Below are 25,756 nucleotides of genomic sequence, written 5' to 3'. Positions count from 1 at the left end.
TTTTTTGATTTGATTTATATTAGTCCGTAAGCACAGTTTCTACCATCAGCTTTTGCTTTATAAAGATAACTGTCTGCCCGTGATAGCCAGCTGCTTGTGTCATCACCCGGCAAGTGCACCGCGACACCAATACTGACAGTAACCGGTACATTTATCCAGTTAGCAGACTCCATGTATTTGCATATGATATTGCCTTTAGCCAAACCTTCTTTAGCCCCAACGTCAGGTATAATGATTACGAACTCTTCTCCACCAAAACGTGTCACAATGCCAGTTGATCCGACGACTTCTTCCAAACGTCTCGCTAACTCTTTTAATACTGCATCCCCTATATGATGGCCATGCGTATCATTGACTCGTTTAAAATGATCGATATCTAAAATAAGAACAGTCACTTCGCGCCCTTTTTCTGCTTGTACTAAAAAGTGGGTGAGTCGTTCTTCAAGATAGCGACGGTTTTTAGAACCAGTGAGTGAATCTGTGATGGCTAATTGTTGAAGCTCTAAGTTTAAAGCTAGCAACTCTTGCTGCTTATTTCCAACTTCATTCATTAACGTTTGTAATTTATCATAAGCGTCAGCCGTCTCACGATTAATTTTTTCGGCAGTGCGCTTAGCCAGTAGTAATTCCTTTTCATACTCTCCACGAACACTCATTTGTATGACAGCACATTCATAAAATCCGTCGCGCTCTACTACATTCATTAATGCTGGCATAGATCCTGTTGTACTTTTCAATGTTAAAAACATCTCGTTGACAGTTCCGTGCATTTTAATAGCAGGCGTAAAGTAAGTCTGAAAATACATCCGTGATGCGATTGTCAGCAACTCATGAATATGTTGCGGATTTTCTACACCTGTTAAGCTCTGTAATGTGCTGTTGATTTCAACTATACGCAAGTCCCGGTCCAGAACTAAATATCCACAAGGTGCTCTATCAAGTTGCTGTTCCATTGTCTTCACTCCTACTCCGCCAAGTACCCCTTGATGCATGCCACGGTCTCCTCAACATCGCTTAAATGTGGGTTATGTCCCACTGCTTTCATTATTACTAATTGACTGCCGACGATTTTTTCGTGAATGTATGTACCAACCTCTACCGGTACGATCGCGTCAAATTTTGGTTGAAGAATTAAAGTTGGTACTGTTACTTTATCCAATTGATCCCGAAGGTCTGAAGTAAATGTCACTTCAGCAAATTGTCTTGCAATCATTGGGTCATTTGAGCATAATATCTCCTCAAAATTTTCTGCTAGTTGAGGGCGCTCTTCATTTAGCATCACTACAGGAGCCAAATATTTTGCCCACTCTTTATAATTTATCTCCATCATATCCAATAACTCATCTATGTCCGATCGCTCAAATCCGCCATTATAGCCAGGTTCGTTCATATAATAAGGCGACGGACCAATCATAATCATTTTTTCCATCAACTCAGGTTGTTCAATCGATGCCAGTAACCCAATCATCGAACTAACAGAATGCCCAACGAAAATCAGCCCTTCTAGCTCGAATGCAGCGCATACTTCTAATAAATCTTGCTTATAACCATCTAACGTACTGTAACGTTCTTTCGAGTAGGCTGTTTTATCACTGTTTCCAGATCCAACATAATCAAAAGTAACGACTCGATAATTCGCTTGAAATTCCATAATGGTATTATTCCAAACTTGCTGATCACACCCAAATCCATGACCAAATACTAAGGTTTTTTCTCCTTGTCCAGTCACTCGAACATTATTACGCTTTAAAACATCCATTTTCACTAGTGCTCCGCCTTTTGTATGCTTCTTCTTAAGAGAAGCTATTAGATTAGTTAAAAATTAAACATATCTAATCATAGCATCAATAAATGGATTTAAAAGAGCCTAAGCTAAAAATATCTTGGCAAAAAGCACTATTCCCCTACAATAAATTCTATAGCAAAAAAAAGACAGCAGACAAAAGTCTGCTGTTCAGCATATTCTTACGGTATAAATTAATAGAAATCGAATGAACGACTATCTATTTGCTTTGACTAACTCAAGATATTTCAAGATCCATTTACCAACTTGCCTTTTTAACGCCAGGAATTTGCCCTTTATGCGCCAGTTCCCGGAAAGCAATGCGCGACATTCCAAATTTTCGCATATACCCTCTCGGTCTTCCAGTCACTCCACAGCGATTTTTCAAACGTGCGGGCGATGAATCTTTTGGTAACTTAGCTAATGCTTCCAAATCGCCTTTTTCTTTGAGTTCTTGTCGTTTTTCTGCAAATTTGGCAACTAACACTTGTTGTTTTTCGTGCCGCGCAACTTTCGATTTTTTCGCCATTTCTCTACCTCCAAAATAGTAATTATTACGATTTACAAAATAAAAAAATTATTTTGTTTCACGATGAACAGTAACTTTTCTAAGACGTGGACTGTATTTTTTCAATTCAATGCGCTCGGGATTTGTACGCTTGTTTTTCGTCGTACTGTAATTTCGGTCCCCTGTTTCTGTGCATGCTAATGTTATGTTGACTCTCATGTTTTTTCCTCCTAAACAAGTATTTGAAATTTTGGTAACGGGTCACAAAACGTTGACCAATCTTGTTCTTTTTCTTCATCAGTCAATAAACAGCGATCTAGCTCTTTCACGATAGATGACTGATCCATATCAATTCCAATCAGCACTAGCTCGGTCATTTTTATGCCATTTTCTAGATCCCATAGCCCAGCGTACTCAATGCCAAGTGATGGTCCTGCTTGTGATAATAAAACAGCTGTGTCGTTTCTTGTTGCTAACCATAAAAACCCTTTAGCACGGACAATTTCCGCTGGCCATTGCAAAATCCAATCCATCAATCGCTGTGAATGGAATGGCTGCTGGCTGCGATAAACAAATGAAGAAATACCATACTCCTCGGATTCTGGAATATGCTCTTCGTTTAGTTCTTTAATCCAGCCGGCACTTTGGCTTGATTTTTCAAGATTGAACAAACCCGTATTGATCACTTTGTCTAAAGCTACTTTTGAATGCACAGTTTCGATAATTTCCGCATCTGGATTCAAAGTTGCCAACAGTTCTTTTAACTGATTTTTTTCTTTATGTGGGATCAAATCTAGTTTGTTCAATAGAATGACATTAGCAAACTCTATTTGATCGATTAGTAAATCCGATATTTCACGACTATCTTCTTCAGTCGCTTCTTGCCTTCTGTCTAGTAGAGATTCACCTGATGCAAAATCCTTCCAAAAAGCATAACCATCCACCACAGTAACTAGCGTATCCAAACGACAACTTTTCGTTAAATCGATTCCTACTATTTCATCCTGATATGTAAAAGTTTGTGCAACTGGCAGTGGTTCACTGATTCCCGAAGATTCAATAACGATGCAATCAATTTCACCACGAGTTACTAGTTTGTCAACTTCTATCATAAGATCTTCTCGTAACGTGCAGCAAATACATCCATTTTGCAGTTGGACTAGCTTTTCCGTAGTTTTTGAAAAACCTCCGTGTTCTACGAGACTTGCATCAATATTCACTTCACTCATATCGTTGACAATTACAGCTACCTTCAAATTGTCTCTATTAGAAAGTAAATGATTTAATAACGTTGTTTTACCAGCTCCCAAATAGCCACTTAGCACTGTAATTGGAACAGGACTCCCCATACACTCACCATCTTTCTTTATTTACTCACACATTAAATAGTAATGATTACGTTTTACATTGTATAAAAAAAGAAACGGGAACGCAAGCTTTTATTTCCTCCACTTATTGGTTTGCTTTAAAAAACAACAGGGTACATTATCATTACCTTGCTTTACAGGTGATTTATCACTATTTAGGAGGAATTAGAAATGACTAACGAAGGTACAACTTTAATCCAGTCATACGATATACAAGCAGAAGTTTTGCACAAAATTAACGAACTAAAAGCGCAAGGCTTTAAAGAAGAAGATATGTATGTAATTGCTAAATACGACGACCAATTGTCTATGGTCCAAGGACAAACGAACGTGCATTTAGATGCACAAGAAGATGATGATATTATGAGTAGATTTAAAGCTTTTATTACTGGTGAAGATTCTACGCGCCATGCTTTTACACAAATGGGCTTAGGTAGCAGCGAAGCGGACGATTACTATCGACAAGTTGAAAACGGCAAGCTTGTGCTTTACGTAAACAGCGACTACAGCACAACTTATAAGCCTCAGACGAATACATCAACTACTGCTCGAATGACAACTGCTGAAGAAGTGCATTTGCGCTCTCAACCAGAGTCTTTTGATCAAGAGCGCAATATTCAAGATACAGAAGCGATCAATACAAACCATCACCGAGATGAATCAGATATCACGAACATGGTAGAAGCCAAAAAGAACCAACATCATTTATATTAGTTGCTAAAGACGTATCCGAATGAGTATTCGGATACGTCTTTTCTCCTACCGATAGGTTTATTTTATACGAGTTAAAGGGTAAATAACTTTTAGCAAACTGAATCGGCACATTTAATATAGGAGGAATTAGGCATGGAAAAAAAAGAAGGTAAACTCATCGGGCTTTTTGATGCACAAGCACAAGTATTGATCCAAGTCGGCCAATTAAAAGCAGCGGGATACGAAGAAGAAGAATTGTATTTAGTATCCAAGCACGATGAACAAATAGACTTGCTGATTACTCATACCTCCGTTCATGTCGATACGCAAGACCGCGATAACTTTAAAGGCAAACTCATATCGTTTTTAGCTGGTGATGATATCACAAAAGATGCTTTTAACCGAATGGGATTAGACGAAGAGGCCACCGATTATTATTTCCAGCAAGTCGAACTCGGTAAACTCCTCCTTTACACGAGCAGTCAACCAGCAGCGGCAATTCACTCAGAAACCGAGTTACAAATGGAGCCTCAAGTTGATATAGAAGAACAATCTCTTGCTTTACACGAAGAACGTTTGAGTATTGAGAAAAACAAAACTCAAACAGGTGAAGTCCAAGTTCATAAACAAATGGTTGAAGAAGATAAAGAAATCCAAGTACCTGTGGAACGCGAAGAAGTTGTTGTTGAAAGACGAAGTGCTTCAACTGCCAAAACTGATTATGAAGAACCAGAACTAACTCCAGCACAAGTATATGAAAAAGGTGACGCCATCCACATTCCACTTACAGAAGAACGTCTCGACATTGGCAAAAAACAAGTGGTTCGTGAAGAAATTGTCATTGGTAAACGTAAAGTTAAAGATGTTCAAGTGGTGAACGAAACTGTGCGTCGCGAAATTGCAGATGTTGAAGAAAGTGGAGTCGTCAATCACGTAGATAAATAAACAAGGCAGCCAAATGGCTGCCTTGTTTATTGTACATATTATAAAATGGTCATCGTAATGGCGACAGTAATAGCCACAATAATTTCCACAAACAATATCGCTGGAATGACGATAACAAAAAAACCTTTCCAAGCAGAAAATCTATGCGCTTCACCAACTGCATTGCTTTGAACGAAGAGCGTCCAAATTGCTATAAACAGCTTTAGATTTTCGGGATATTTTGTCTGATCGACTCTTCTTTCTTCCTTTTGTTTTGTCATCGCTGTGTCTCATGGCAAAAACTGCAAGTCGCTGAAGTTTACTTACTCCCCTTTTATCTCAGGCATGCTTTTAATATGCAAGTCGCGTTGCGGGAATGGAATTTCAATACCCTGCTCAGCAAACAGCCTGTTAATGCGGAAATTCAATGCGCTCTTTGTCGTGATGACTTGGTTAGAGTTGGAAATCCACACCATCAATTCAAAATCGAGCGATGACTCGCCGAATGCTGAAAAGTTAACGAATGGCTCCGGATTCATTAAAACAACGCTGCCCTCCTGCTGCTCTTCTTGTGCCGCTTGCATCAGCACTCTTTTAATTTTTTCAGCATCTGTTCCATAAGCGACACCGACCGGAACCACAAGTCGTATACGTGGATCGCCATACGAACGGTTGATTACTTGCTCTTCTAAGAAATAGGAATTTGGGACAATCACGTGCTCATTATGAATTGTCTTAATGACGGTCGAGCGCAATGAAATCTTCTCGACATCACCAATCAGCTCATCAATAATTACCCGATCGCCAACTTTTATCGGTTGTTCGAACAGTAAGATAATACCCGAGATGAAATTCGATGCAATGTTCTGCAAACCAAAACCGATTCCTACGCCAAGCACACCAGCAAATACTGTTAATGCGCTCAAGTCCAAACCGACCGTTGTCAAGCTGACCAGAATGGCAATGGCCATCACGGTATAATGAAACATGCGATCGAATGTGTAGCTCACGCCACGATCTAAATGGTAGCGCTGATAGACATTCGGCAAAATATAACGCGTAATGATTTTTGCTGCACGGTTGGTAAGCGACACAATCAAGATGACTAAAATCAGCAGGAACGCCGTGATTTCGACATTGCCAAATTCAAATAGCCGGTCGAACATCCAGTCCGAATCGGAAAAATAAAAAATCATGAACAGCAAAATCCCGTATGTTGTCGCCCAGTTTAACAAGCTGTGTAAAATCGAATCAACGTGCCGGAACATCCGCTTTTTGCTTAAGCGGCGAGAAATTGCAAGCACGACAGCCCTCACGAGAAAAATACACGCTACGTAAAACAAAAACAACAGTACTTCGGTCCATTCGATTTGCTCAAACACCTCGTACCAACGTCGAGTCAACTCTTCTGGTTGTATCGTCAGTAGCATGCCTATCCTCTCCCTGCTCTTGTCTTATATAGTTTCTATTCAAACACACCCCTATAATAATGTATATAACAGGAAGTAAATCTACTCCATCAACATCCCGCCTCCCTTTCTTGTGCCATGCTATACTAAAAGCATCCACTACCGAAAGGATGATTCTTTTGTCAGAACTGACTCATTTTAATGCTCAAGGTCGTGCCAAAATGGTCGACGTCTCCGATAAAAAAGACAGTGTACGAACTGCTCGTGCAACTACTTCTGTTTTATTAAACAAAGCAATTTACCAACAAATTAAAGAAGGCACCAATAAAAAAGGGGATGTTTTTGCAGTTGCTCAAGTGGCAGGCATTATGGCTGCTAAAAATACTTCACAAATCATCCCAATGTGCCATCCATTAGCACTTAGTGGGGTAGACATTGAATTCGAATGGAATGTCGATGAAGAAAAAAATCACTTTGAAGTTTTGTTGACCGTTTCCGTAAAAACAAAAGGACCTACAGGAGTCGAAATGGAAGCTCTTACCGCAGCTTCTGCTGCAGCACTGACAATTTACGATATGTGCAAAGCTTCTGGTAAAGAAATGGTCATCGGACCGACGATGTTGCTTGAGAAAACTGGCGGGAAATCCGATTACGCGCGTGATTAAACCTTACTAGTTACTGATCGAAGTTTATATCTTGTACGCATATAAAAAAGCCGGAGAAAAGAGATTCTTTTCTCCGACTTTTTGTTTGTCATAAACTATTGTACAGGTCTTGTTGGCATTTCTATGCCTAGTTCTGCCAGTTGCTCTTGAGCTTGTTCTTCCGTAATGGTTCCCGCCATTTGCTGATCTCTAATTTCTTGTACTTTTTGCTCTGTTTCCTCATCCATTTCCGGCATGTCAGGTGGGAGTGCCCCTGCTTCTGGCGGAGTTCCACCAGCACCTCGGCCACCTGTTCCAGCTCCTGCTCCAACTCCTGCTCCACCGCCAGGATTTTCAACACTTGCTTCTGTAATCCCATCTTCGTTTAACCAAGTAACCGATTCGGTAATCGTAAAGTCTACAAGTTCTGTTCCACCTTCATATCCGCCATCTGCATAAAGACCTGCTGTTTCTTCAGCTGATGAAGTACCTCCCGAAGAAAGCGTATAAGAAGTGCCTATCTCCAAGTCCGGTGTACTAATAAAGATAGCTGAAAACTCTCTAGAAGGCGCATATGTCGCGATCGTTGTCCCTTCGCTATCTTGCAAGTGCACAATTGTTCCAGCTTCTTGAATTTCAGGGAACGTCATAACAATAGATTCTTGAGCCGTTTCTTCTGAAGTCGCCTGCACCATACCCGTACTACCTGCAGCGATTATTATCCCTCCCGTAAGGTCAAAGCCATTATCGTAATCAATCGAACCGTCCATTGTTCTTGTTGGACCTTCGACTAGGACTGTACCACCTGTCATTACGATTGACCCGTTGGCATCGAGACCATCTCCAAGACCATCAACTGTTATAAATCCACCGTTAATCGTCATCACAGGTTCTCCGCCTTCACCTATTGCAACTTTATCCTCTTCTGCCACTTCTACTGGTGGTCCTGTTGTCACGCTTGTGCCGTCGCTGACATTAATGCCGTCATCAGTTGCGGTTACATCAATCGTTCCATCATCAATTGTGATGAAATTACCTTCTAGACCTTCGTAACTTCTTGCAACCGTAATTTCACCGTTTGTGATCACAAGTGCATTATCTGCATGAACCCCATCTTCACCAGTAGCGATGTCCCACTGACCTCCAGCAATAGTGATATCACTATTGCTATTCACTGCATCGTCAAGCGAGTCAATCGTGAAAATACCACCACTTACATCAATAGCTCCACCTGCTTTGAGACCTTTTGTACTTTCTATGTCTTCAACAACTTCTGTTTCCACTGCTGTGCCTGGCTCCGGGTCTCCTGCTTCTTGGATTGTTTCTGGGCTACCACCACCTGCAAGTATTGTATACGTTCCATCCGTCACCATTAAATCAGTTTCTGCCTGAATGGCGTCGTTACCAGACGTAATATCGAATGTTCCACCTTCTAAAGCAATGCTACCTTTTGTTGCATCTTCATCGTTTGTAGATTTGATACCGTCACCACCCGCTTCAATAACAAATGCACCGTCCTTTATCGCGACAAGATCTCGCCCTTTCAAGCCATTATCAACTGCCGTGACTTGAATATTACCGCCAGTTACTTTGAGTTCATCTTTGCTGGTGATGCCATCTTTATAGTTACCTGTTACTGTAAGTTGTCCAGAACCGTTAATCGTTAAATCCGATTTACTAAAAATTGCTGCGTCTAGTTCATCTTCAGCTGACTCATCCATTACATAGTTCGCACTATCAGAAATACTGTTTTCAGTGCCTTCCGCTAAAGAAATTACGGCTTTTTCTGCATCTTTAATATAAATTGCTGAGTTTTCCGATGAGTTGATTTCCACTCCGTTCAAAACCAATCGGACTGTTTTTTTACCTTCGGAATCGACTACAATCTGACCATCGTCTAAATTCCCTGTGAATACGTATGTCCCCCCAGCTTTGATCGTTAGTACATTGTCTTCAAAAATAATCGCCGCTGATGAGGCAAATTCTGCGCTGTCACCGTTGAGTTCGACTTCGAAAGGACTTTCGTCTTGCCAATCTGTATATTCATCTTCATCTGTGTAAGTTACCACGTTATCTACTAAACTCGTCATTTGTTCTGCCACCACTGCGTCAGAAGTTGCTGCCGTTGATTGTTGAGTATCGGTTGTTTCATTCGTTTCATTTGTACATGCAAATAACAAACTTGCACTTAAAAGTGTTGCTGCTAATTTAAACATTCTTTTATTTTTGGGCATCTTGTATTCACTCCTTAAGTTGTTGAAAGGCTTGTTACCCTCTCGGTAATCCCTATTATTCACCTTCAACCTTAACCGAACCTTAAAAAAACTTTTTCCGTGAAAAAATTTGCAATTTCAAAACTTAGTCCTATAATCAACTTATTCTTAAAATTCCTGAAGGGGCGCTCAAAATGAAATTATTAATCATAGAAGATGATCCGCATCTTTCGGATACCATTAAAGAAACAACACAAGACATGTTCCATACACAACAAGCTTTTGACGGAGAAGAAGGTTTGTTTTTAGCCGAACAAAATATTTTTGACTGCATCATTTTGGACATTATGCTTCCCTACTTAAATGGTTATGAAGTGTTAAAAAAACTAAGAAGCCAAAATATAACGACACCCGTCATTATGTTGACCGCTAAAGATGGCATCGGGGATAAGATTCAAGGATTTAAAGCAGGGGCTGACGATTATTTAGCAAAACCTTTCCACCGGGAAGAGTTACTTTTGCGTCTTGAAGCCATTGTTAGAAGATCCGGAGGCGAACTCAAGCAAAACACACTGTCTTTTAAAGAACTGAAGTTGAACATCAAAAACAAAACCGCTCAACTTGGAGAAGAAACGGTCAAACTAAACGGCAAGCAATTTGATTTACTCGAGTATTTAGTGAACAACAAAAACATTATTTTGACGAAAGAACAGATTTTCGACCGTATTTGGGGATTTGAATCCGATACTTCGACAACTGTGGTCGAAGTATACGCCAGCAACTTGCGGAAAACACTTAAGAAGTTCAACTACGATCAATATATTAAGACTTTCCGCGGCTTAGGCTATATGTTGTCAGATGCAGGTGAACAAGATGAATAGGCAACCCATTTTTCGCAAGCAGCAATTGCGTTTTATGATTTTGAACATGATTGCGTTTAGTATCATTTTCACGATTTTTGGGGTAATCATTTTTCAACAAGTCCAAAATACACTTTTTTTAAAAACCGATGATGACTTAACGCAAGCAAAAGAATTCGTTTTAAGCGAAGACTTTACAACTATCCGTTCACCTTTAGAGAATGGTCCCGAACTTGGCCCTCCCGGCGGCATTAACCCACGGATTATCGTCCTTAATTGGAATGCCGCAGGCGATATCGTCAACGAAGATCAAATCGGAACGTGGCTTTATGAGAGTTTCTCTCAAGAATCCATACTGAAGATCGAAAATCTCAACACCATTACGAATTTATCGGTTGACGATGAATATACGTATCGTTCACTACTAATCGAAAACGACACAGCTGACGGGGAAATCGCCTATACGCAGCTATTGATCAATATTGATGGTGAGCAGACGATTCTTGATAATTTTGGTCAATTGTTAATTATTTGTTCATTGATTTTCATTGTTTTATCGATTTCTGCTAGTTACATTTTGTCGAAAAAAATGATGGAGCCGATCATTAAATCATGGAACAAACAAGCAGAGTTTGTTGAAAATGCCTCTCATGAATTGCGAACACCTTTAACCATCATCCAAAACAAATTAGAACTTTTACTAGTAGAACCGCAACAAAAAATCATTCAGAAATTCGAAAATATTGCGCTTAGCTTATCGGAAACGAGACGCTTATCTAAATTGACATCTGACTTACTAACTTTAGCGAGAGCTGATTCTGCTGAAATTCAGCTTGATAAACACCCTCTTCATGTCGACGAATTTATCGAACGCGTGAGTGTTCCTTATATCGAAATTGCCGAATCGCAAAACAAAACCTTGCAACTCGATTTAAATTGCAAAACAGAAATTCAAGCAGATGAAGTACGTCTCCATCAATTACTGGTTATTTTATTGGATAATGCGCTGAAGTATACAGAGGAAGAAGAACATATTTTCGTCAAAACCTATACAGAAGACCTAAAAGCAGTGATAGAAATAAGAGACACCGGACGTGGCATTCAAAAAGAAAATCTTCCATATATTTTCGACCGTTTTTACCGGGAAGACAAAGCCCGATCGAGAGAAAATGGCGGTATCGGTCTTGGCTTATCAATTGCCCAGTGGATCGTTACTCATCACGGCGGCACCATCACCGCCTCTCAGAACGGACAAGCCGGTACGCTATTTAAAGTAAAATTGCCGCAATAACATAAACAGATGAGCCAAAAAAAGTATTGGGACAAGTTCACCCAAAACCTTCTCGAATCTACAAGCTAAACCCGCATATTTTTGCGGGTTTCAGACTGTAGACAAAGTCTTGTTAACCTGAATAGTGATGCATAATCTCCAACTGGGCTGGCCACTTCGCTTTCCGGTGGGCTCAGCTTCAGCCTCCTCGTCACTGACGTTCCTGCGGGGTCTTCAGCTTTCGCTGGCCCACGGGAGTCTCCGTGGTCCAGCCCAGTTGAAGGCTTCCTGCTACAAACAAAGTAAGAATCTTTAGTACGCATTACCATGAAAGTAGGTATTAAAAGATTTTTCCCACTTACTCCAGGATTCGCAGCACCCTAGTGGCGACTCCTGCGGAAAAACGAAGGGATGAGACCCCGCAGGAGCTTGCGACGAGGAGGCTCAGCGCGGAGTCCGCGGAAAGCGTCCGCTAGGTGCGGAGAATCCTATGTGTACGCAACAAAGTGAGTAACTATTCTTTTGTCTACAAGCTAAACCCGCATATTTTGCGGGTTTTTTATTTGTTTAAAATTTTTAAGGTTTGTTTAAGGTTTCCCGTTAATAATGGGGTTAACCAAAGGAGTAGATGATGATGAAAGCACAAAACTTAAACGGCATACAAGGTCGCAGAGAGATTAAACACGAAATGACCAAAATGGATTGCTACTTGCTACGAAACAAACTAAAACATTATATGGAAGTCGATCCTCATGCTAAAGAAAGTGGTACGTACTCTATCCGAAGCGTGTATTTCGATAACTTTGATAACAAAGTGATGAACCAGAAAAAAGAAGGTCTTTTTGAGCGAGACAAGTTCCGAGTCAGGCTTTACGACTCAAATAATAGCTTTCTAAATTTGGAGAAAAAAAGCAAACGCAACAACCTCACCTATAAACAAAAATGTTCAATGACCGCAGAAGAATACGAAAAAATCCGAAGCGGTGACTTGAACTGGATGGAAAGCGATTCACGAACACTTATTCAAGATTTATATTGGCAAATGAACTTGCTGCAACTCAAGCCTTTGACAGTTGTAGACTACGAAAGAGAAGTATTTATATACAAACACGGCAATGTGCGGGTCACTTTTGATAGTGAAATTAAAACAAGTCTTCGCAACAACGATGTACTCAATCCAAACATTGCCATGGTAGAAACTGAACCAGATGTAGTGATTTTAGAAGTCAAATTCGATGAATTTCTACCAAATGTCATTAAACAATTGCTACAAGTCAGTGACATGCGGGCAGGCGCCTACTCGAAATACCAAATCAGCCGGATGTATGGCTAATTGCAATAAAACTAAAAAAAGTAATTTAATTGGAGGAAGTAAAAATGGAAAGTATTAATTTTAGCGACATATTTAAATCAGGATTTTTAGAAACTACCAGTAGTTTTTCATTGATTGATTCATTGATTGGTTTGGTATCTTCTTTTGCCATCGGGTTGTTCATTTATATGATTTACAAAAAAACGTTTTCTGGTGTTATTTATTCACATAGCTTTAACATCTCTCTTATTGTTATGGGGATGGCGACTTCACTCATTATTATGGGGATTTCTACAAATGTCTTGTTGTCACTTGGTATGGTAGGGGCGTTGTCAATCGTTCGTTTCCGGACGCCGGTGAAAGATCCGATGGACTTGGTTTACTTGTTTTGGACCATTGTTTCAGGTATTTTATGCGGAGCGGGTTTTGTTTTACTCGCAATCGTTGGAGCTTTGCTGATTGGCCTCGTATTAATCGTTTTCGTCAACAAAATTAAAATTGAAAACCCTTATCTGTTAATCGTCAAATACGAAGACAATCAAATTGAAAAAACGCTTGATCAAGTACTTTCAGCCAACGTAAAAAAATATTTAATCAAATCAAAGTCAGTTTCGCATGATAATGACTATGAAGTAACGTACGAAGTACGAGTTAAAGACACCAACATCGATTTTATCAACCACATTTCCGAGATGCTCGGCGTAAGGTCAGCCATTATGCTGAGTTACGATGGAAACTTTACTGCATAATCAACTATATTCAAAAAAGCTTATGCGTTTGTCAGTTTGCTGACAGACGCATAAGCTTTTTAATACTGCATTACCTGTTTAATGTTTCGTTAGTTCCGAATAAATATGTTGAATCTCCGGCAAAATCAATCGTTCCATCGCGAGCTTTACAGCACCGCGCGACCCTGGTAATACAAAAATGGCTTTGTCACTGGCTACACCTGCTGTTGCTCGGCTAAGAAGTGCCTTTGTTCCAACATCTTCAGCGAAACTAACGTAACGGAAGAGTTCTCCAAATCCTGATATTTCTTTCTCAAAAAGTGGCTGAACGGCTTCTAAAGTGACGTCACGCTTAGCTATTCCCGTTCCACCAGTCGTAATAATCACATCAATATCATCCTGCCCCAACCAATCAGAAATCGTTAGTTGAATAATAGTGACGTCGTCCGGAACTATCGCATAGTCACTAATTTCTAGCCCGTGATCTATAGCCATCTTCTGTACAAGTTGACCGCCAGTATCTGTTTCTTCCGTTCTTGTGTCACTAACAGTTAATACCGCAACCCGCACTTGATGATCTGTGTGAAACGTTTCCGACATACAATCTCCCCTTTCTGATTAGCCGAATACTTGGTGATATAATTTGCGACCTTCTGCTAGATTACGAACGCCGTGAATTAGCAATCGACCATTGCCGAACAATATCATACGGTGATTGAATACTTTCAGTTCAACAAAATAAGGCGTTCTTTTCACACCAGCTTCTAATCGTCTTCCGACCCTTTCAGCGTCGTCTAACGTAATCGGGCGGTTCGCATCAGGCAAAATTTGTACAGCATCACGTCCACATAAAACCGCATAAGAACTTGCGGCTGTTTCATTAAGTGATGGGAATACCGCCTCTTCTCCGCACGTTTTACAGTTAGGATCTTTAATGCGCGAAACCCCAATATCCATTTGACTATTGTCCCATAAATTGAAATGATGAATTTTTTTACGCATTGCCTCTCGGTTACCACTTAACCATTTTAAAGCTTCTGTGCATTGAAGCGCTGCTGTCACTTGAACAGCTGGTGAGATAATGCCCACCGTATCACATGTTTCGTTAATGGCTGGAAGAACAGGTATTAAGCAACGGAAGCATGAGCTTTCTCCCGGTACAAATGGAAACACGACTCCTGAACTGCCCACGCAAGCACCGTATATCCAAGGCACGCCAAATTTCACAGAAGCATCGTTGATTAACAAACGCGTTTCAAAATTATCGGTCGCATCCAAAATCAAATCACTGACTGTTGTCAACTTTTCCATACCTGTTGCATCGAGATGTTCTAAATACGTAAATAACTGCAAATCACTGCGGATGGCTTTTAGTCTTTGCTCAGCCGCTGCCACTTTTGGCATCATGTGACGCGCATCTTCTTCCGTGAATAATTGCTGACGCTGTAAATTGGATCTTTCTACGTAATCGCGATCAACTAAATGAATCGTCCCAATACCGGCGCGTGTTAAAGTTTCTGCAATCGCTGAACCTAAAGCTCCGCAACCTACAATGGTAACGGTCGCACGTGATAAGTGTTGTTGACCCGACTCCCCAAGCGGTTTGAATAAGACTTGTCTTGAATAACGTTCATCCACTGTGATTCCCACTCTCTATCCGTTTAATCTTTCAAACGATTTTATCTACCCTCAGAATTATTAGCGTGCAGTTTCTTCGGTCATCTGCCCTTTTTCAATTCTCATAATACGATCGGCTAATTTTTCAGCATCCGCAATGCGGTGTGTCACGAAAATAATTGGAATTTGCCACTGTTCATGGATTCGCAACAGTTCATTTTGACACCAATCACGATTGGCATCATCCAATGCTGAAAAAGGTTCATCTAACAATAAAATATCGGGTTGCGCGGCTAACGAACGAGTCAAGGCAACACGTTGCTTTTCACCACCTGAAATTTGGTGTGGGTATTTGCCCAACAAGCCCGTAATGCCCAGAATTTTCGTTAATTCAGTAATGTGAGCAATGTTGCTGCCCTTTGGCACTGCGTAAAGAATATTTTCTTCTGCGGTCAAGTGTGGAAATAGCGCATAATCTTGAAACAAATAACCCACTTTACGCTTTTGTATTTTTAATGGCTTTTGCTCTTCACTATAAAATGTTCTACCATTTAATGAAATTTCACCAACATCTGGGTGAACGATCCCTGCGATGCAGTTTAATAATGTCGTTTTCCCCGAACCAGAAGAGCCAACCAATGCTAAAATTTCTTTATCCAATCTAAATTGCATCGTTAAACTAAAATGATCTAATTGTTTTTTGAAATCCACTTGCAACATTTGCTCATTCCCTTCCGATTCGTATGGCCGTCTTTTTACGCCAATAGTTCACCCACGTAATTGCAGCTACTCCGAGCGACGACACAATCAATACCCAAAACAAAGCTTTTTCCATATCGCCTGCTTCATAAGCAAAGTAAATAGCTAGTGGAATTGTTTCTGTAATACCCGGAATATAGCCAGCAATCATCAACGTCGCCCCAAATTCACCGATGCCACGTGCAAAAGCCAAGATTAATCCGGCCAAAATACCCGACCAAGCAAGAGGAAACGTAATGGTCCGAAAAATTCGCCATTCAGAAACGCCCATAGTTCGCGCTACATTTTCCCAGCGCGGATCTACTTTTTCAAAAGCGGCTAAAACACTTTGATACATGAGTGGCAGCGACACAACAAAAGAAGCGATCGCCGCACCAATCCATGTAAACACTACGCGAAAGCCAAACCACTGTTCAAGTAGAATACCAAGCGGTCCATTTACGCCGAATAAGACAATCAATCCAAAACCAATTACGGTTGGTGGCAATACTAAAGGCAATAGGATCAACGCTTCAAGAAAACTTTTGCCAAAAAAATCACGTCTTGTCATAAAGCGAGCCAGCGCAAGACTTACCACAAACACAAACAAAATAGAGATTACTGCGACTTTAAGAGATAACCAAAGCGGAGACAAGTCATAAACCATCATGGCGTTTCTCCGGCTACGGGCATAAATCCGTATTCCTTGAGAATGGCTTGTCCTTTTGAGCTCGTGACAAATTTCCAAAAAGCAGTTGCTGCAGGCTGATTTTCTGAATTCGCGATGACTGCGCCTGGATAGATAATAGGTTCTGTCTGCCCTGGCACTTCAAGTGTCCCATTGATTTCCCGGGAAATAACGGCATCTGATGAATAAATAATTCCGAGTTCTGCATTTCCGCTTTCCACATAAGTAACAACTTGACGAGCATCTTTTGCATAAATGAGACGATTACTAAGAGAATTCCACATGTTGTCGTTTTCTAATGCTTTTTTTGAATAGGCACCAAGCGGAACACTATCCGGTTCTCCAATCGCAATCTTTTTTTCTGTAGTTAACATGAGTTCTTGAAAGTTTGTCGTGGGTGGAAATTCTTCTAACGACGCTAAAACAAGCTGGTTTTCAGCAAATGGCTTGATGCTATCTGTATTTATTAACTGTTGAGATTCGAGTAATTCTATATCTTTTTCACTCGCTGATAAAAATAAGTCAGCCGGTGCGCCTTGTTCAATTTGGCTTCTCAACTTACTAGATGAGCCATAATTGAAAGTTAGCTCAATATTCGGTTCTACTTCTTGAAATTGTTGTTCCATTTCTTTCATGACTTCTGTCAGGCTAGATGCCGCCGAAACTAAAACTTCTTCGGTATTTGTAGAATTATCGCTACAGCCGCTCATGACCAGAGTTAAGCTTATTAGACCCATCAATTTTTTCATTTAAAGGACTCCTCATGCATTAAAGTAGAGCTCAGCTATTCCAGTGAAGCTTCTGTGTACTTACAGTATAACTTCCGTAGCCGAGAAGCTGAATCATTTTCCAAACAAACTTTAGAAAGAACACAGACCCCGCTCTTTTTGGAGATATTTAGGTTAGAATAGAAGATAAGAATCGTATTTATACAGGAGGAATTGCAATGAAGTTTGGCATTATCGGCACGAACTGGATTACTGACCGATTTATTAAAGCGGCTAACGAGCACCCTGAATTTACAATCGGAGCCGTCTACTCCCGGAAATTAGAAACTGGTAACGCATTTGCAGAAAAGTACGCGATTGATAACGTCTATACCGATATGGCGGCTATGTTCAGTAGCGGGCATATCGAAGCGGTTTATATCGCATCACCAAATGCCCTGCATGCTGAGCAAAGCCTACTGGCGATGAAACACGGCATTCATGTTCTTTGTGAAAAACCGGCTGTCACGTCGATTGAAGAAATGGATCAAATTATTGAAGCTTCTAAAACCTACAATACAACTTATATGGAAGCGATGAAATCCACGTTACTTCCTTCTTTTTTAAACTTGAAGGAAAATATCGATAAAATCGCACCAATTCGTCGCTTTGTGTTTCATTACAATCAATATTCTTCTCGTTACGATAAATACAAAGATGGCATTGTCGAAAATGCCTTTAAGCCTGAGCTTGGCAATGGTTCTAAAATGGATTTAGGCGTTTACTGCATCGCGCCGATTATTCATTTGGTTGGTGCCCCTGATTCAACGATGAAAAATCAATTACTATTATCGACAGGTGCCGATGGACAAGGCAGCATGATTTGGAACTATGCGGATATGGAAGCAATTATTATGTACTCGAAGATTTCGGATTCTTTTCTGCCAAGTGAAATTCAAGGCGAGAATGGAACGATTGAAATCGACCGCATCAGTGACCCGAAAAATATCGTCATTAAGTATAGAGACGGGCAGACCGAAGACTTGTCTGTAGCGCATGATTTTGACTCGATGTATTATGAGCTGGCAGAGTTTATCAACTGTGTGAAAACCGGGCAGTTGGAATCCACGATCAATACACATGCTATTTCACGTGAAGTGACGAAGTTGTTGACGTAGAGAGGAAAGAAGAAAGCGCTCCAGGCGGACGCTTTCCGGGGGCCCCGGCTTTCGCACTTTCTTCTGAGTATGTTGTATTTAGCCATATAGCAGAAGAAATAGAATATCTTTAATTTTGAAGAATAGCTTATTCAATTAAACAGCAAAGGACGTGCCTTATGATAAAAGGGATTATATTTGATTTTGACGGGTTGATTTTTGATACGGAAACACATCAATATCATATTCTTCAAGAGATGTTTAGCGAATACGGCAGTGAATTGCCGCTTGGGCTGTGGCAAAACGAAGTGGGTACAGACGGTGGATTTTCGCCATTTCATTATATGGAGCAGCAAATTGGCAAACCGGTTGAACATGCGTTGCTCAATAGACAATATGAAGAAAAGTTTCTTTCGGTATTGTCTAAAGAAAAACCTCGCGATGGCGTCATCGAGTATTTGCAAATGGCCCAAGAGCTAGGTTTGAAAGTAGGCTTAGCATCGAGTTCAAGTTATCGTTGGGTTTCAGGCCATTTGAAAAACTTGGAGCTGTTTGATCACTTCCACTGCATTCGCACTTCGGATCATGTTGAAAAAGTAAAACCTGATCCTGCTTTGTATCTTCAAGCAGCGGAGGGTTTAGAGTTATCTCCTGAAGCCTGTCTTGTTTTTGAAGATTCGGCTCACGGTGCGACTGCTGCAAAACGCGCGGGTATGAGTTGCGTCGTTGTGCCGAACAAAATTACGCGTACAATGAAGTTCGGTCCCGTAGAGCACCGGTTGGATTCGATGGCGGATATGCCGTTGAGGGATCTGTTGGATTTTGTAGCGGCGATAAAAGTAAAATAGTAAGGATCAAAAAGAAGGTTCAGGCATTTCGCCTGAACCTTCTTTTTATTTTTTCGCCGTATATTTTCGAATAGCTGGCAAAATTTCTGTCCCGATCAAGTCGATATTGCGCTTTAAGCGATCGATCGGCACACCACCAAAATCCATTTGTGCAATATAGCGTTGGTGTCCAAACAATTCATGTTGGTAAAGAATTTTTTCGATAATTTGTTGAGGACTGCCTATGTTCATGACGCTATCCATTTGCGCGCCGTGCATGAATGCGGCTTGTGGGTAACCTTGGCCATTGGTTTTTCGCATCCCTTTATCCACATGTGGATAAACTTCTTCCATGGCTTGTTGAGTCGTTGCAGCCGCATTGAAAAATCCAGCAGTCGCAACAGGTAACGCAGAGGGACTAAAGCCACTTTCTTCCGCTGCTTCGCGGTAAGCATCAATCGTATGCTTGAACGTTTCTACAGGACCGCCCAATGTTGCAAGCATCATCGGCACACCGGCATGCCCCGCTTTCATCGCACTTTCTGGATGACCACCAACTGCGCGCCAAATTGGCAGCGCCCCTGTAAGCGGTCGCGGTATAACTTGCGCGCTACGTAGCGGAGCACGGAATTTCCCGCTCCAATCGACCGTTTCTTCTTTGTTGATTTGCAGTAGCAACTCGAATTTCTCTTCATACAATTCTTCGTAATAACGAATATCGTAGCCTAGCAAGTCAAACAGCCCTACACGCGACGCTCGCCCCGCGATGATTTCTGCGCGGCCATTTGAAATCAAATCGATCGTCGCAAAGTCTTCATATACGCGCACCGGGTCTGACGTGCTAATGATAGTAGAGGAACTAGAGATTTTAATGTTTTTCGTCGCTTGTGCAATAGCAGCAAGCACAACGGTATGTGCTTGCGTAGCGAAATATTCTTGATGACTTTCTCCCACACTGAAAAAGTCGAGCCCGGCTTGATCTGCTAGTTCAGCGAGTCCAATAATTTCTTGAATGCGTTCTCCTGCTGAAATTCGGTCGCCGGTATGCGGGTCTGGCAGATGATCTCCCAATGTATACATACCAAACTCCATGCCTTTGTCTGGATTGATGCGGTACTGTTCCATATCCACTGTCCTTTCTGTTCTACAAATTCCGCTTATGATTTTTTCTTTATTTTATTTGCGTAGCTGCAATGGCAAAGTAAGTACCTGGTTCTTCTGAAAAAACGATGCGTTCAAAATGAGCGTTAAAGCCTGCTTCCCTTAGCAGCCCTTCCCATTCTGGCATGGAAAACAATCCGCATTTGGCACTATCGGATTCGTGAGTAATCTGCCCGTCTTTTTCCCGCATCACATAAGCGTATTCAACTTCAGTTACGTGATCTTCCGGGTCTAAGTCATAGCTCCACTCCAAATAGCGCATGCCTCGTCCATCTTTGTCGATACCACCGTCGCTCGTCCGTGCTTCAAACGTTTCTGTATAGTGATCCGGCATGATAAATAACAGACCTTCGGGATTCAAATGTTTTTTGGCATTTTTCATCACCGCTCGTAAATCGTTTTTATCGGTAAAATAAGTAATCGCATCATGAATAAACACCATATCAAACTGGCGTCCTGCATCAATCTCTCGCATATCGCCTTGCATATGAAGACAATCTGGATTCAACTCTCGGCTGACTCTCAACATATCTTCTGACAAATCCGTCAAAGTCATTGAAAAAAACTTTTTTAAATAGAAAGCATTGCTGCCACCACCCGAACCAAACTCGATTGCGTCTTGGATATTGGGATGATACTGCCTCATAATGTTTAAAAAAAGATGGGCTTCTTCTTCATATTCCGTATGCGGGGACATTAACGGCCACCAGTTGGCCAATTCCTTATACAGTTTCACGCGAATCACCCTTTCGCTTTTTTATCATTATATAACTTGGAAAGAAAATTGTAGAAGAATGTAGCTCTATTTCATTTTCTCCATAAAAAAACTTTCCGTATAAACGGAAAGTCGAATAGTAAAAACTTATGCTCCAATTAAATACTATCTGCCAATTCTTTTTTACTTTTTTTAGCTCGTTCTGCTATTGTTCCTTCTTTACCGGATACAATACCTGCAAGCAAGATAATCATCGAGATGAACAATAAGAATAACAGCGGCAATGTCCAACCCCCACCTATGTCATAGAGGACTCCCGCAAAAACAGGTCCGACAGCCGCTAACATATACCCGAATGATTGAGCCATGCCCGACAGTTCCACTGCTTCTTTTCCATCTTTCGTTCTTAATGTAAAAAACACCATTGAAAGACTAAATCCACTTCCTCCAGCAATTCCGAGCAAGATTGCCCATAATGGGACAAGCAACATACTGCCAGAAAGCAACCCTAAAAACCCAGTTGTAAACAACAAAGCCGTTCCAATAGCAAGACCTACTTGGTTTTTCAGCTTCTCAGCAATTACCGGCACCACAAATGTGGTCGGAATGATTGCCGTTTGCATTAAAAAGACCATCCAACCGGCAGAACGTGCATCGTATCCGATAGTGCTCAATATATCCGGCATCCAGGCGATCAACGTATAAAAGACTAAAGATTGTCCACCCATGAAAAGTGTGACACTCCAAGCAAGCGGTGAAAGCCATAACTTGGTTTTTTGTTTTGGCTTGATCGTTGTTTTTTGTGATGCCCTTTGTTGTTTGCGTAACTGTGGAAGCCAAACAACAAATGCAACAATGGCAAGTAAGCCCCAAATACCAAGTGCGCCTTGCCAGCCCATGTTACCGATACCTGAAATCGGTACGCTTAAACCAGAACCTAAAGCACCGAAAATATTCATGAAAACAGCATATATACCCGTCATAACCCCAATTCGATAAGGGAAATTCATTTTGATAATTCCTGGAATCAAGACATTTCCAATCGAAATGGCCAAACCGATCAAAAGGGTTCCTATAAACATGAAACCGATTCCTGTTACAGATCGTATGGCGATCCCGATAATCAGTACTACCATGGACAATGCAATGGTCCATTGCATACCAATTCGATTTGCGATTTTCGGCGCAAATGGAGAAAGTATAGCAAAAGCGATCAAAGGCAATGTCGTAACCAATCCTGCGACCGCATTGCTAATGTCCAAATCTTCCCGGATAAACGACATAAGTGTTCCAACTGATGTGATGGGTACCCTTAAATTTGCTCCAATTAATACAATACCAATAAGTAATAACCAGCTAGCTTTTTCGGTGTTGTTTATTTCTTTTTGTTTCTTCATCCTAATCCTCCAACAACTTACTTATCTATTCTTTTGAACCATCTATATCGGTTTTGATATACGGTGGTGCACTTTTTAAATTGCTTCTTTTCATACATTCTATCCCTTTAAATTTTCAGGATGATTGGCACCTTGGATATTGTAGCGTTAAAGAATAGTTTTGTATATCACTATAATTTTTACAAACCATAAAAAATCCCTCCTTTTCTAAAGGAGGGAAAGTTTTTAATCTACTTTTTCAACCACAGTATGTGCGTAAAGGTCATTCGGGTATTTTTCACCTTTGTACTTGTCGTAGCGGCTACGGTCTTTTGCATACATGAGAGGGCCTATCGTATCTCGGTAGACAATGTGTTTTAGAATTTGCTCTGAGCTCAGCTCTCCACCGGCTTCATCTTTTAAGGCAATGCCCATCATTTTCTGACCAGCTGTTTGACCGTTCATTCGGAGCTGCGCATACTCAAGTCCCCAGAACACTAAATGTGGAGAAACCATGGCATGGAAAAACGGACTTTTTATTTTCTTTTTCAATAGCGGTTCTAACGCAAATGACACGGTAGTAGCAATCGCCGAATCGATCAACAACGCTTTGGCACGTTTTTTCGTCAATTCATACATGACCTTCATCCTTTCGTTAGTAGTAGTAAACCAAACACTAGTCCAACAAATATTGTTTCAGACCAGACATACCAGTATCGCTTTTTGTCTCTGTGCAGTAACCACTCTTCAAGCCCCGCAACAAATGTTTGGAGAATAAAGAGACCGGCCAGAGAGCTTATCAGGATAGCTACAGAAAGTTCTGTGGCATCTAGTTCTGCCACCAGATACATACTCGCGTAAATAAAACCTACGAAGATAACTCCTTGCAAAATAAGTACGTACCGATTTTTGTCTTCGTGAAAAAAACTTCTCGAATCTCTTTTTATTCCACGCTTTTTCTTCAAATATAAGTTCGTGAAAAGGAAATAAATAGCCGCAAAGACAAGCAATCCAATAGATTCCATAACCTCCATATGCAAACCCTCTTTTAACTGTTAAAATTCTACAAAAGAAGCACGTTTACCTTTTATTTATTTTTCCTAATCGATAGGGGGCATATACATTGAATACGGATACAGATTCACTTGTCACTTTTCTGATTGCTTTCGGCGTACCTGTTGGCATGATGATAGGGGCTTATTTCAAAATGAACGAGACGGACCAAGAGTCGGTAAAGTCCGATTTTACTTCACGCAACTTCCTATTAAGCATAGGCTCTGTTGCTTTAGGGAATTTTCTTATTGAGTTTAGCGATACCTTTTCCACCCCTACCCTACGATTAGTCGGATTAATTTTACTCGTTATAGGTGCCATTGGCTCGAGTATCATTACATGGAAATCCAGCAAAGTCAGAAGTTTGCTCATTGTCGCCTTGTTTTCAGTTTTAATCTACTTCCACCTTAGCTGACTCACCCATTCGTTTGCTTGGATCTATTTTAGGGAACTAATAACTTAATAACTTAGCCTTAAAAGGAGTGATAGCAGTGATTTTCTTAACGATTTGGCTCTTATTAATTGGCTATGCTGTTTTTTTGGCACCCGGCGGCGAAACAGATCCGATTTTGTCGAACATTTTTAGCGGCGACCTCGGTGCAATTGATCCACTCGTACTTGCCGTCTTTAATTCACTCGGCTTGTTTCCGATGATGTTCCTCACATTGCTGTTGCTAAATGACCGTCAAAAATGGCCGGCGTGGCCGTTCGCGTTACTATCTTTTGGCATTGGTGCTTTTGGACTTCTCCCTTATTTTGCGTTCGGCAATCGAAAGGCGAACAGAAGGCTCAGAACTCCCGCTTGGCTCGTTCGGTTTCTCAGTTCGCGGTTTTGGTTCATTGTCTTTATGCTGTTTTGGATCGGCAATGCATTAACGTTATTGCAGGGATTTTCGCTCACTGCTTATCAAGAGGCGTTCTTTGCGTCAGGTCTTGTCTCCGTTATGACCGTCGACTGGTTTGTGCTGTGGGGCTTATCTGTCTACACTGTATATCATTTTTATCCACACGCCAAACGTAAATCGCTTGCTTGGATTCCAATTTCGGGACCTATACTCGTACTGTATGTAAATAAAAAAGCCGTTACGCTGAAATCAGCGTAACGGCTTTAACTTTTTTACTGAGTTGTTAAACCACCATCCTTGCAGAACTATTTCTGATTGAATCCTTCCTATCTTATGCGATACTTTTAAGCTACTAAATACATTATCTTCTTGTTCATATCAAAGATTTAATGTCATACTTACTATAGAAGCCTGTCCATTTCCCGGAAATATTAGGAGGAAAACGAGATGCCTAACACAGAAGATCGCCGTATTCTTCGAACTCAAAAAATGCTAAAAAACGCTTTACTACAGTTATTAACTGAAAAAGAACTGTCACAACTGACCATTACAGAAGTTGCAAAGCAAGCTGGGTGTAATCGCGTGACATTTTATTCACATTATAAAGACTTGAACGAATTGCTTGCGGCTATCGTTGAAGATTACTTGGATGGCCTCGCTGACTATTTCCGAAAAAGCTTCCAAGGGTTAGAGCGTTTTTCTTCGACAGACGTTCAGCGGCAACTGCCGATTTTCGAATACATTTATCAGCACCAATCGATTTTCACATTGATTATCACGGGGGAAATACTTCCTGGCTCACAAAACCAGTTTTGCGAAGCGCTTGCACAAGTAGCTGCAACCGAACTGCGTCTCGAAGAAGAAAGCGATTTGGAAATTCCAACACTCAATTCCTTCATGACTTACGGAACATTAGGGTTCTTTCTCTATTGGATCAAACAAGATTTTAAGGATTCTCCAGAAGTGATGGCAGCTAAACTAGCCAAGTTACACGGCAAAATGTATGACGGATCAGTTGTATTAGATAAAAAACTATAACGAATAGATCTTGAATAATCGTATTTTTCGCAGCTTATCGCTCGCGCTCTCTGCGGGGTCTCTCAAACCCGCTATTCCCACAGGAGTCGAGCAAACGCTTCTTCAAATACGGAGATTACTTAC

30 protein-coding genes are annotated in these 25,756 nt (G+C 40.9%); 12 read left to right on the top strand and 18 right to left on the bottom strand.

The genetic code is table 11. The features are described from left to right. Positions 1-14: 14 nt before the first annotated feature. The 5 genes from GPDM_RS03290 to GPDM_RS03270 form a co-directional block, all read right to left on the bottom strand. Positions 15-992: a GGDEF domain-containing protein gene (locus GPDM_RS03290; protein ID WP_008428941.1), complete on the bottom strand. Its 978-nt coding sequence runs from the start codon at positions 990-992 to the stop codon at positions 15-17. Continuing rightward, positions 965-1,765, bottom strand: a complete 801-nt coding sequence (locus tag GPDM_RS03285) for an alpha/beta fold hydrolase (protein ID WP_008428939.1) — start codon at positions 1,763-1,765, stop codon at positions 965-967. Before GPDM_RS03285 ends, GPDM_RS03290 begins: the two co-directional genes overlap by 28 nt. 277 nt (positions 1,766-2,042) lie before the next feature. Next, positions 2,043-2,312 (bottom strand): 30S ribosomal protein S14, encoded by a 270-nt coding sequence (gene rpsN / locus GPDM_RS03280; protein ID WP_008428937.1) that lies wholly within the window; start codon positions 2,310-2,312, stop codon positions 2,043-2,045. A gap of 48 nt (positions 2,313-2,360) precedes the next feature. Further along, complete coding sequence (gene rpmG / locus GPDM_RS03275) at positions 2,361-2,510, bottom strand: 50S ribosomal protein L33 (RefSeq protein ID WP_008428935.1); 150 nt, start codon at positions 2,508-2,510, stop codon at positions 2,361-2,363. Positions 2,511-2,521: 11 nt separating this feature from the next. Beyond that, positions 2,522-3,640 (bottom strand): GTP-binding protein, encoded by a 1,119-nt coding sequence (locus GPDM_RS03270; RefSeq protein ID WP_008428933.1) that lies wholly within the window; start codon positions 3,638-3,640, stop codon positions 2,522-2,524. Between the two features lie 189 nt (positions 3,641-3,829). Between GPDM_RS03270 and GPDM_RS03265 the strand changes: the two genes are divergently transcribed. Next, positions 3,830-4,372, top strand: coding sequence for a YflT domain-containing protein (locus GPDM_RS03265; RefSeq protein WP_008428931.1), 543 nt, complete (start codon positions 3,830-3,832; stop codon positions 4,370-4,372). Between the two features lie 132 nt (positions 4,373-4,504). Next, positions 4,505-5,296, top strand: coding sequence for a DUF2382 domain-containing protein (locus GPDM_RS03260; protein WP_008428930.1), 792 nt, complete (start codon positions 4,505-4,507; stop codon positions 5,294-5,296). A 38-nt stretch (positions 5,297-5,334) separates the two neighbouring features. Here the strand turns inward: GPDM_RS03260 and GPDM_RS03255 are convergent, their stop codons facing one another. Both GPDM_RS03255 and GPDM_RS03250 read right to left on the bottom strand, forming a co-directional pair. Next, entirely contained in the window at positions 5,335-5,556 is a 222-nt protein-coding gene (locus GPDM_RS03255) for a hypothetical protein (RefSeq protein ID WP_008428928.1), read from the bottom strand. Between the two features lie 42 nt (positions 5,557-5,598). After that, on the bottom strand, positions 5,599-6,705 hold the full coding sequence (locus GPDM_RS03250) for a mechanosensitive ion channel family protein (protein WP_008428926.1): 1,107 nt from the start codon (positions 6,703-6,705) through the stop codon (positions 5,599-5,601). Between the two features lie 158 nt (positions 6,706-6,863). On the opposite strand from GPDM_RS03250, the gene moaC reads away from it, so the two are divergent. Next, positions 6,864-7,349: a cyclic pyranopterin monophosphate synthase MoaC gene (gene moaC / locus GPDM_RS03245; protein WP_008428925.1), complete on the top strand. Its 486-nt coding sequence runs from the start codon at positions 6,864-6,866 to the stop codon at positions 7,347-7,349. 95 nt (positions 7,350-7,444) lie between these two features. On the opposite strand, the gene GPDM_RS03240 is transcribed toward moaC, so the two are convergent. Continuing rightward, positions 7,445-9,562, bottom strand: a complete 2,118-nt coding sequence (locus tag GPDM_RS03240; RefSeq protein ID WP_008428923.1) for a carbohydrate-binding domain-containing protein — start codon at positions 9,560-9,562, stop codon at positions 7,445-7,447. Positions 9,563-9,735: 173 nt separating this feature from the next. Here GPDM_RS03240 and GPDM_RS03235 point away from each other — a divergent pair, with 173 nt between their 5' ends. The 4 genes from GPDM_RS03235 to GPDM_RS03220 all read left to right on the top strand — a co-directional run bounded on the left by GPDM_RS03235 (position 9,736) and on the right by GPDM_RS03220 (position 13,732). Then, the gene (locus GPDM_RS03235) at positions 9,736-10,422 is read left to right on the top strand and encodes a response regulator transcription factor (RefSeq protein WP_008428920.1); all 687 of its coding nucleotides are present in this window, start codon (positions 9,736-9,738) and stop codon (positions 10,420-10,422) included. Further along, positions 10,415-11,692: a sensor histidine kinase gene (locus tag GPDM_RS03230; protein ID WP_008428917.1), complete on the top strand. Its 1,278-nt coding sequence runs from the start codon at positions 10,415-10,417 to the stop codon at positions 11,690-11,692. Before GPDM_RS03235 ends, GPDM_RS03230 begins: the two co-directional genes overlap by 8 nt. Positions 11,693-12,305: 613 nt before the next feature. After that, positions 12,306-13,004, top strand: coding sequence for a polyphosphate polymerase domain-containing protein (locus tag GPDM_RS03225; RefSeq protein WP_008428915.1), 699 nt, complete (start codon positions 12,306-12,308; stop codon positions 13,002-13,004). Between the two features lie 44 nt (positions 13,005-13,048). Continuing rightward, the gene (locus GPDM_RS03220; RefSeq protein ID WP_008428913.1) at positions 13,049-13,732 is read left to right on the top strand and encodes a DUF4956 domain-containing protein; all 684 of its coding nucleotides are present in this window, start codon (positions 13,049-13,051) and stop codon (positions 13,730-13,732) included. Between the two features lie 78 nt (positions 13,733-13,810). On the opposite strand, the gene GPDM_RS03215 is transcribed toward GPDM_RS03220, so the two are convergent. From GPDM_RS03215 to modA, 5 genes are read right to left on the bottom strand one after another with little or no spacing between them, the layout of a single operon-like run. Further along, positions 13,811-14,311, bottom strand: a complete 501-nt coding sequence (locus GPDM_RS03215; RefSeq protein WP_008428911.1) for a MogA/MoaB family molybdenum cofactor biosynthesis protein — start codon at positions 14,309-14,311, stop codon at positions 13,811-13,813. Positions 14,312-14,329: 18 nt separating this feature from the next. Further along, positions 14,330-15,349, bottom strand: a complete 1,020-nt coding sequence (locus GPDM_RS03210) for a ThiF family adenylyltransferase (protein WP_008428908.1) — start codon at positions 15,347-15,349, stop codon at positions 14,330-14,332. 60 nt (positions 15,350-15,409) lie between these two features. Beyond that, entirely contained in the window at positions 15,410-16,048 is a 639-nt protein-coding gene (locus GPDM_RS03205) for an ATP-binding cassette domain-containing protein (protein WP_008428907.1), read from the bottom strand. A 4-nt stretch (positions 16,049-16,052) separates the two neighbouring features. After that, positions 16,053-16,736, bottom strand: coding sequence for a molybdate ABC transporter permease subunit (gene modB / locus GPDM_RS03200; protein ID WP_039862823.1), 684 nt, complete (start codon positions 16,734-16,736; stop codon positions 16,053-16,055). Next, the gene (gene modA, locus GPDM_RS03195; protein ID WP_008428903.1) at positions 16,733-17,503 is read right to left on the bottom strand and encodes a molybdate ABC transporter substrate-binding protein; all 771 of its coding nucleotides are present in this window, start codon (positions 17,501-17,503) and stop codon (positions 16,733-16,735) included. Before modA ends, modB begins: the two co-directional genes overlap by 4 nt. Positions 17,504-17,700: 197 nt before the next feature. Here modA and GPDM_RS03190 point away from each other — a divergent pair, with 197 nt between their 5' ends. Both GPDM_RS03190 and GPDM_RS03185 read left to right on the top strand, forming a co-directional pair. Then, a complete protein-coding gene (locus GPDM_RS03190; protein ID WP_008428902.1) occupies positions 17,701-18,639 on the top strand; it encodes a Gfo/Idh/MocA family protein in 939 nt (312 codons plus the stop codon). A 158-nt stretch (positions 18,640-18,797) separates the two neighbouring features. Beyond that, positions 18,798-19,466 (top strand): HAD family hydrolase, encoded by a 669-nt coding sequence (locus GPDM_RS03185; protein ID WP_008428901.1) that lies wholly within the window; start codon positions 18,798-18,800, stop codon positions 19,464-19,466. 45 nt (positions 19,467-19,511) lie between these two features. On the opposite strand, the gene GPDM_RS03180 is transcribed toward GPDM_RS03185, so the two are convergent. The 5 genes from GPDM_RS03180 to GPDM_RS03160 all read right to left on the bottom strand — a co-directional run bounded on the left by GPDM_RS03180 (position 19,512) and on the right by GPDM_RS03160 (position 23,731). Beyond that, positions 19,512-20,570 (bottom strand): LLM class flavin-dependent oxidoreductase, encoded by a 1,059-nt coding sequence (locus GPDM_RS03180; RefSeq protein ID WP_008428899.1) that lies wholly within the window; start codon positions 20,568-20,570, stop codon positions 19,512-19,514. Positions 20,571-20,616: 46 nt separating this feature from the next. Further along, complete coding sequence (locus GPDM_RS03175; protein ID WP_039862821.1) at positions 20,617-21,342, bottom strand: class I SAM-dependent methyltransferase; 726 nt, start codon at positions 21,340-21,342, stop codon at positions 20,617-20,619. A gap of 137 nt (positions 21,343-21,479) precedes the next feature. After that, positions 21,480-22,718 (bottom strand): CynX/NimT family MFS transporter, encoded by a 1,239-nt coding sequence (locus GPDM_RS03170; protein WP_008428896.1) that lies wholly within the window; start codon positions 22,716-22,718, stop codon positions 21,480-21,482. 225 nt (positions 22,719-22,943) lie between these two features. Continuing rightward, positions 22,944-23,336 carry an RDD family protein gene (locus tag GPDM_RS03165; RefSeq protein WP_008428893.1) on the bottom strand — a complete coding sequence of 131 codons (393 nt, stop codon included), beginning with the start codon at positions 23,334-23,336 and terminating at the stop codon, positions 22,944-22,946. Between the two features lie 5 nt (positions 23,337-23,341). Continuing rightward, positions 23,342-23,731: a DUF4181 domain-containing protein gene (locus GPDM_RS03160; protein ID WP_008428892.1), complete on the bottom strand. Its 390-nt coding sequence runs from the start codon at positions 23,729-23,731 to the stop codon at positions 23,342-23,344. A gap of 89 nt (positions 23,732-23,820) precedes the next feature. Between GPDM_RS03160 and GPDM_RS03155 the strand changes: the two genes are divergently transcribed. The 3 genes from GPDM_RS03155 to GPDM_RS03145 all read left to right on the top strand — a co-directional run bounded on the left by GPDM_RS03155 (position 23,821) and on the right by GPDM_RS03145 (position 25,633). Next, positions 23,821-24,165, top strand: a complete 345-nt coding sequence (locus tag GPDM_RS03155; RefSeq protein WP_008428890.1) for a hypothetical protein — start codon at positions 23,821-23,823, stop codon at positions 24,163-24,165. A gap of 76 nt (positions 24,166-24,241) precedes the next feature. Beyond that, entirely contained in the window at positions 24,242-24,853 is a 612-nt protein-coding gene (locus GPDM_RS03150; protein WP_008428888.1) for a hypothetical protein, read from the top strand. Between the two features lie 189 nt (positions 24,854-25,042). Further along, positions 25,043-25,633, top strand: coding sequence for a TetR/AcrR family transcriptional regulator (locus tag GPDM_RS03145; RefSeq protein WP_008428887.1), 591 nt, complete (start codon positions 25,043-25,045; stop codon positions 25,631-25,633). Positions 25,634-25,756 lie beyond the last annotated feature (123 nt).

The organism is Planococcus donghaensis MPA1U2 (genome assembly GCF_000189395.1).
In the GTDB taxonomy this organism is placed as follows: Bacteria; Bacillota; Bacilli; order Bacillales_A; family Planococcaceae; genus Planococcus; species Planococcus donghaensis_B.
The sequence above is the reverse complement of the archived record's forward strand: the minus strand, read 5'-3'. Positions and strand labels throughout refer to the sequence as shown.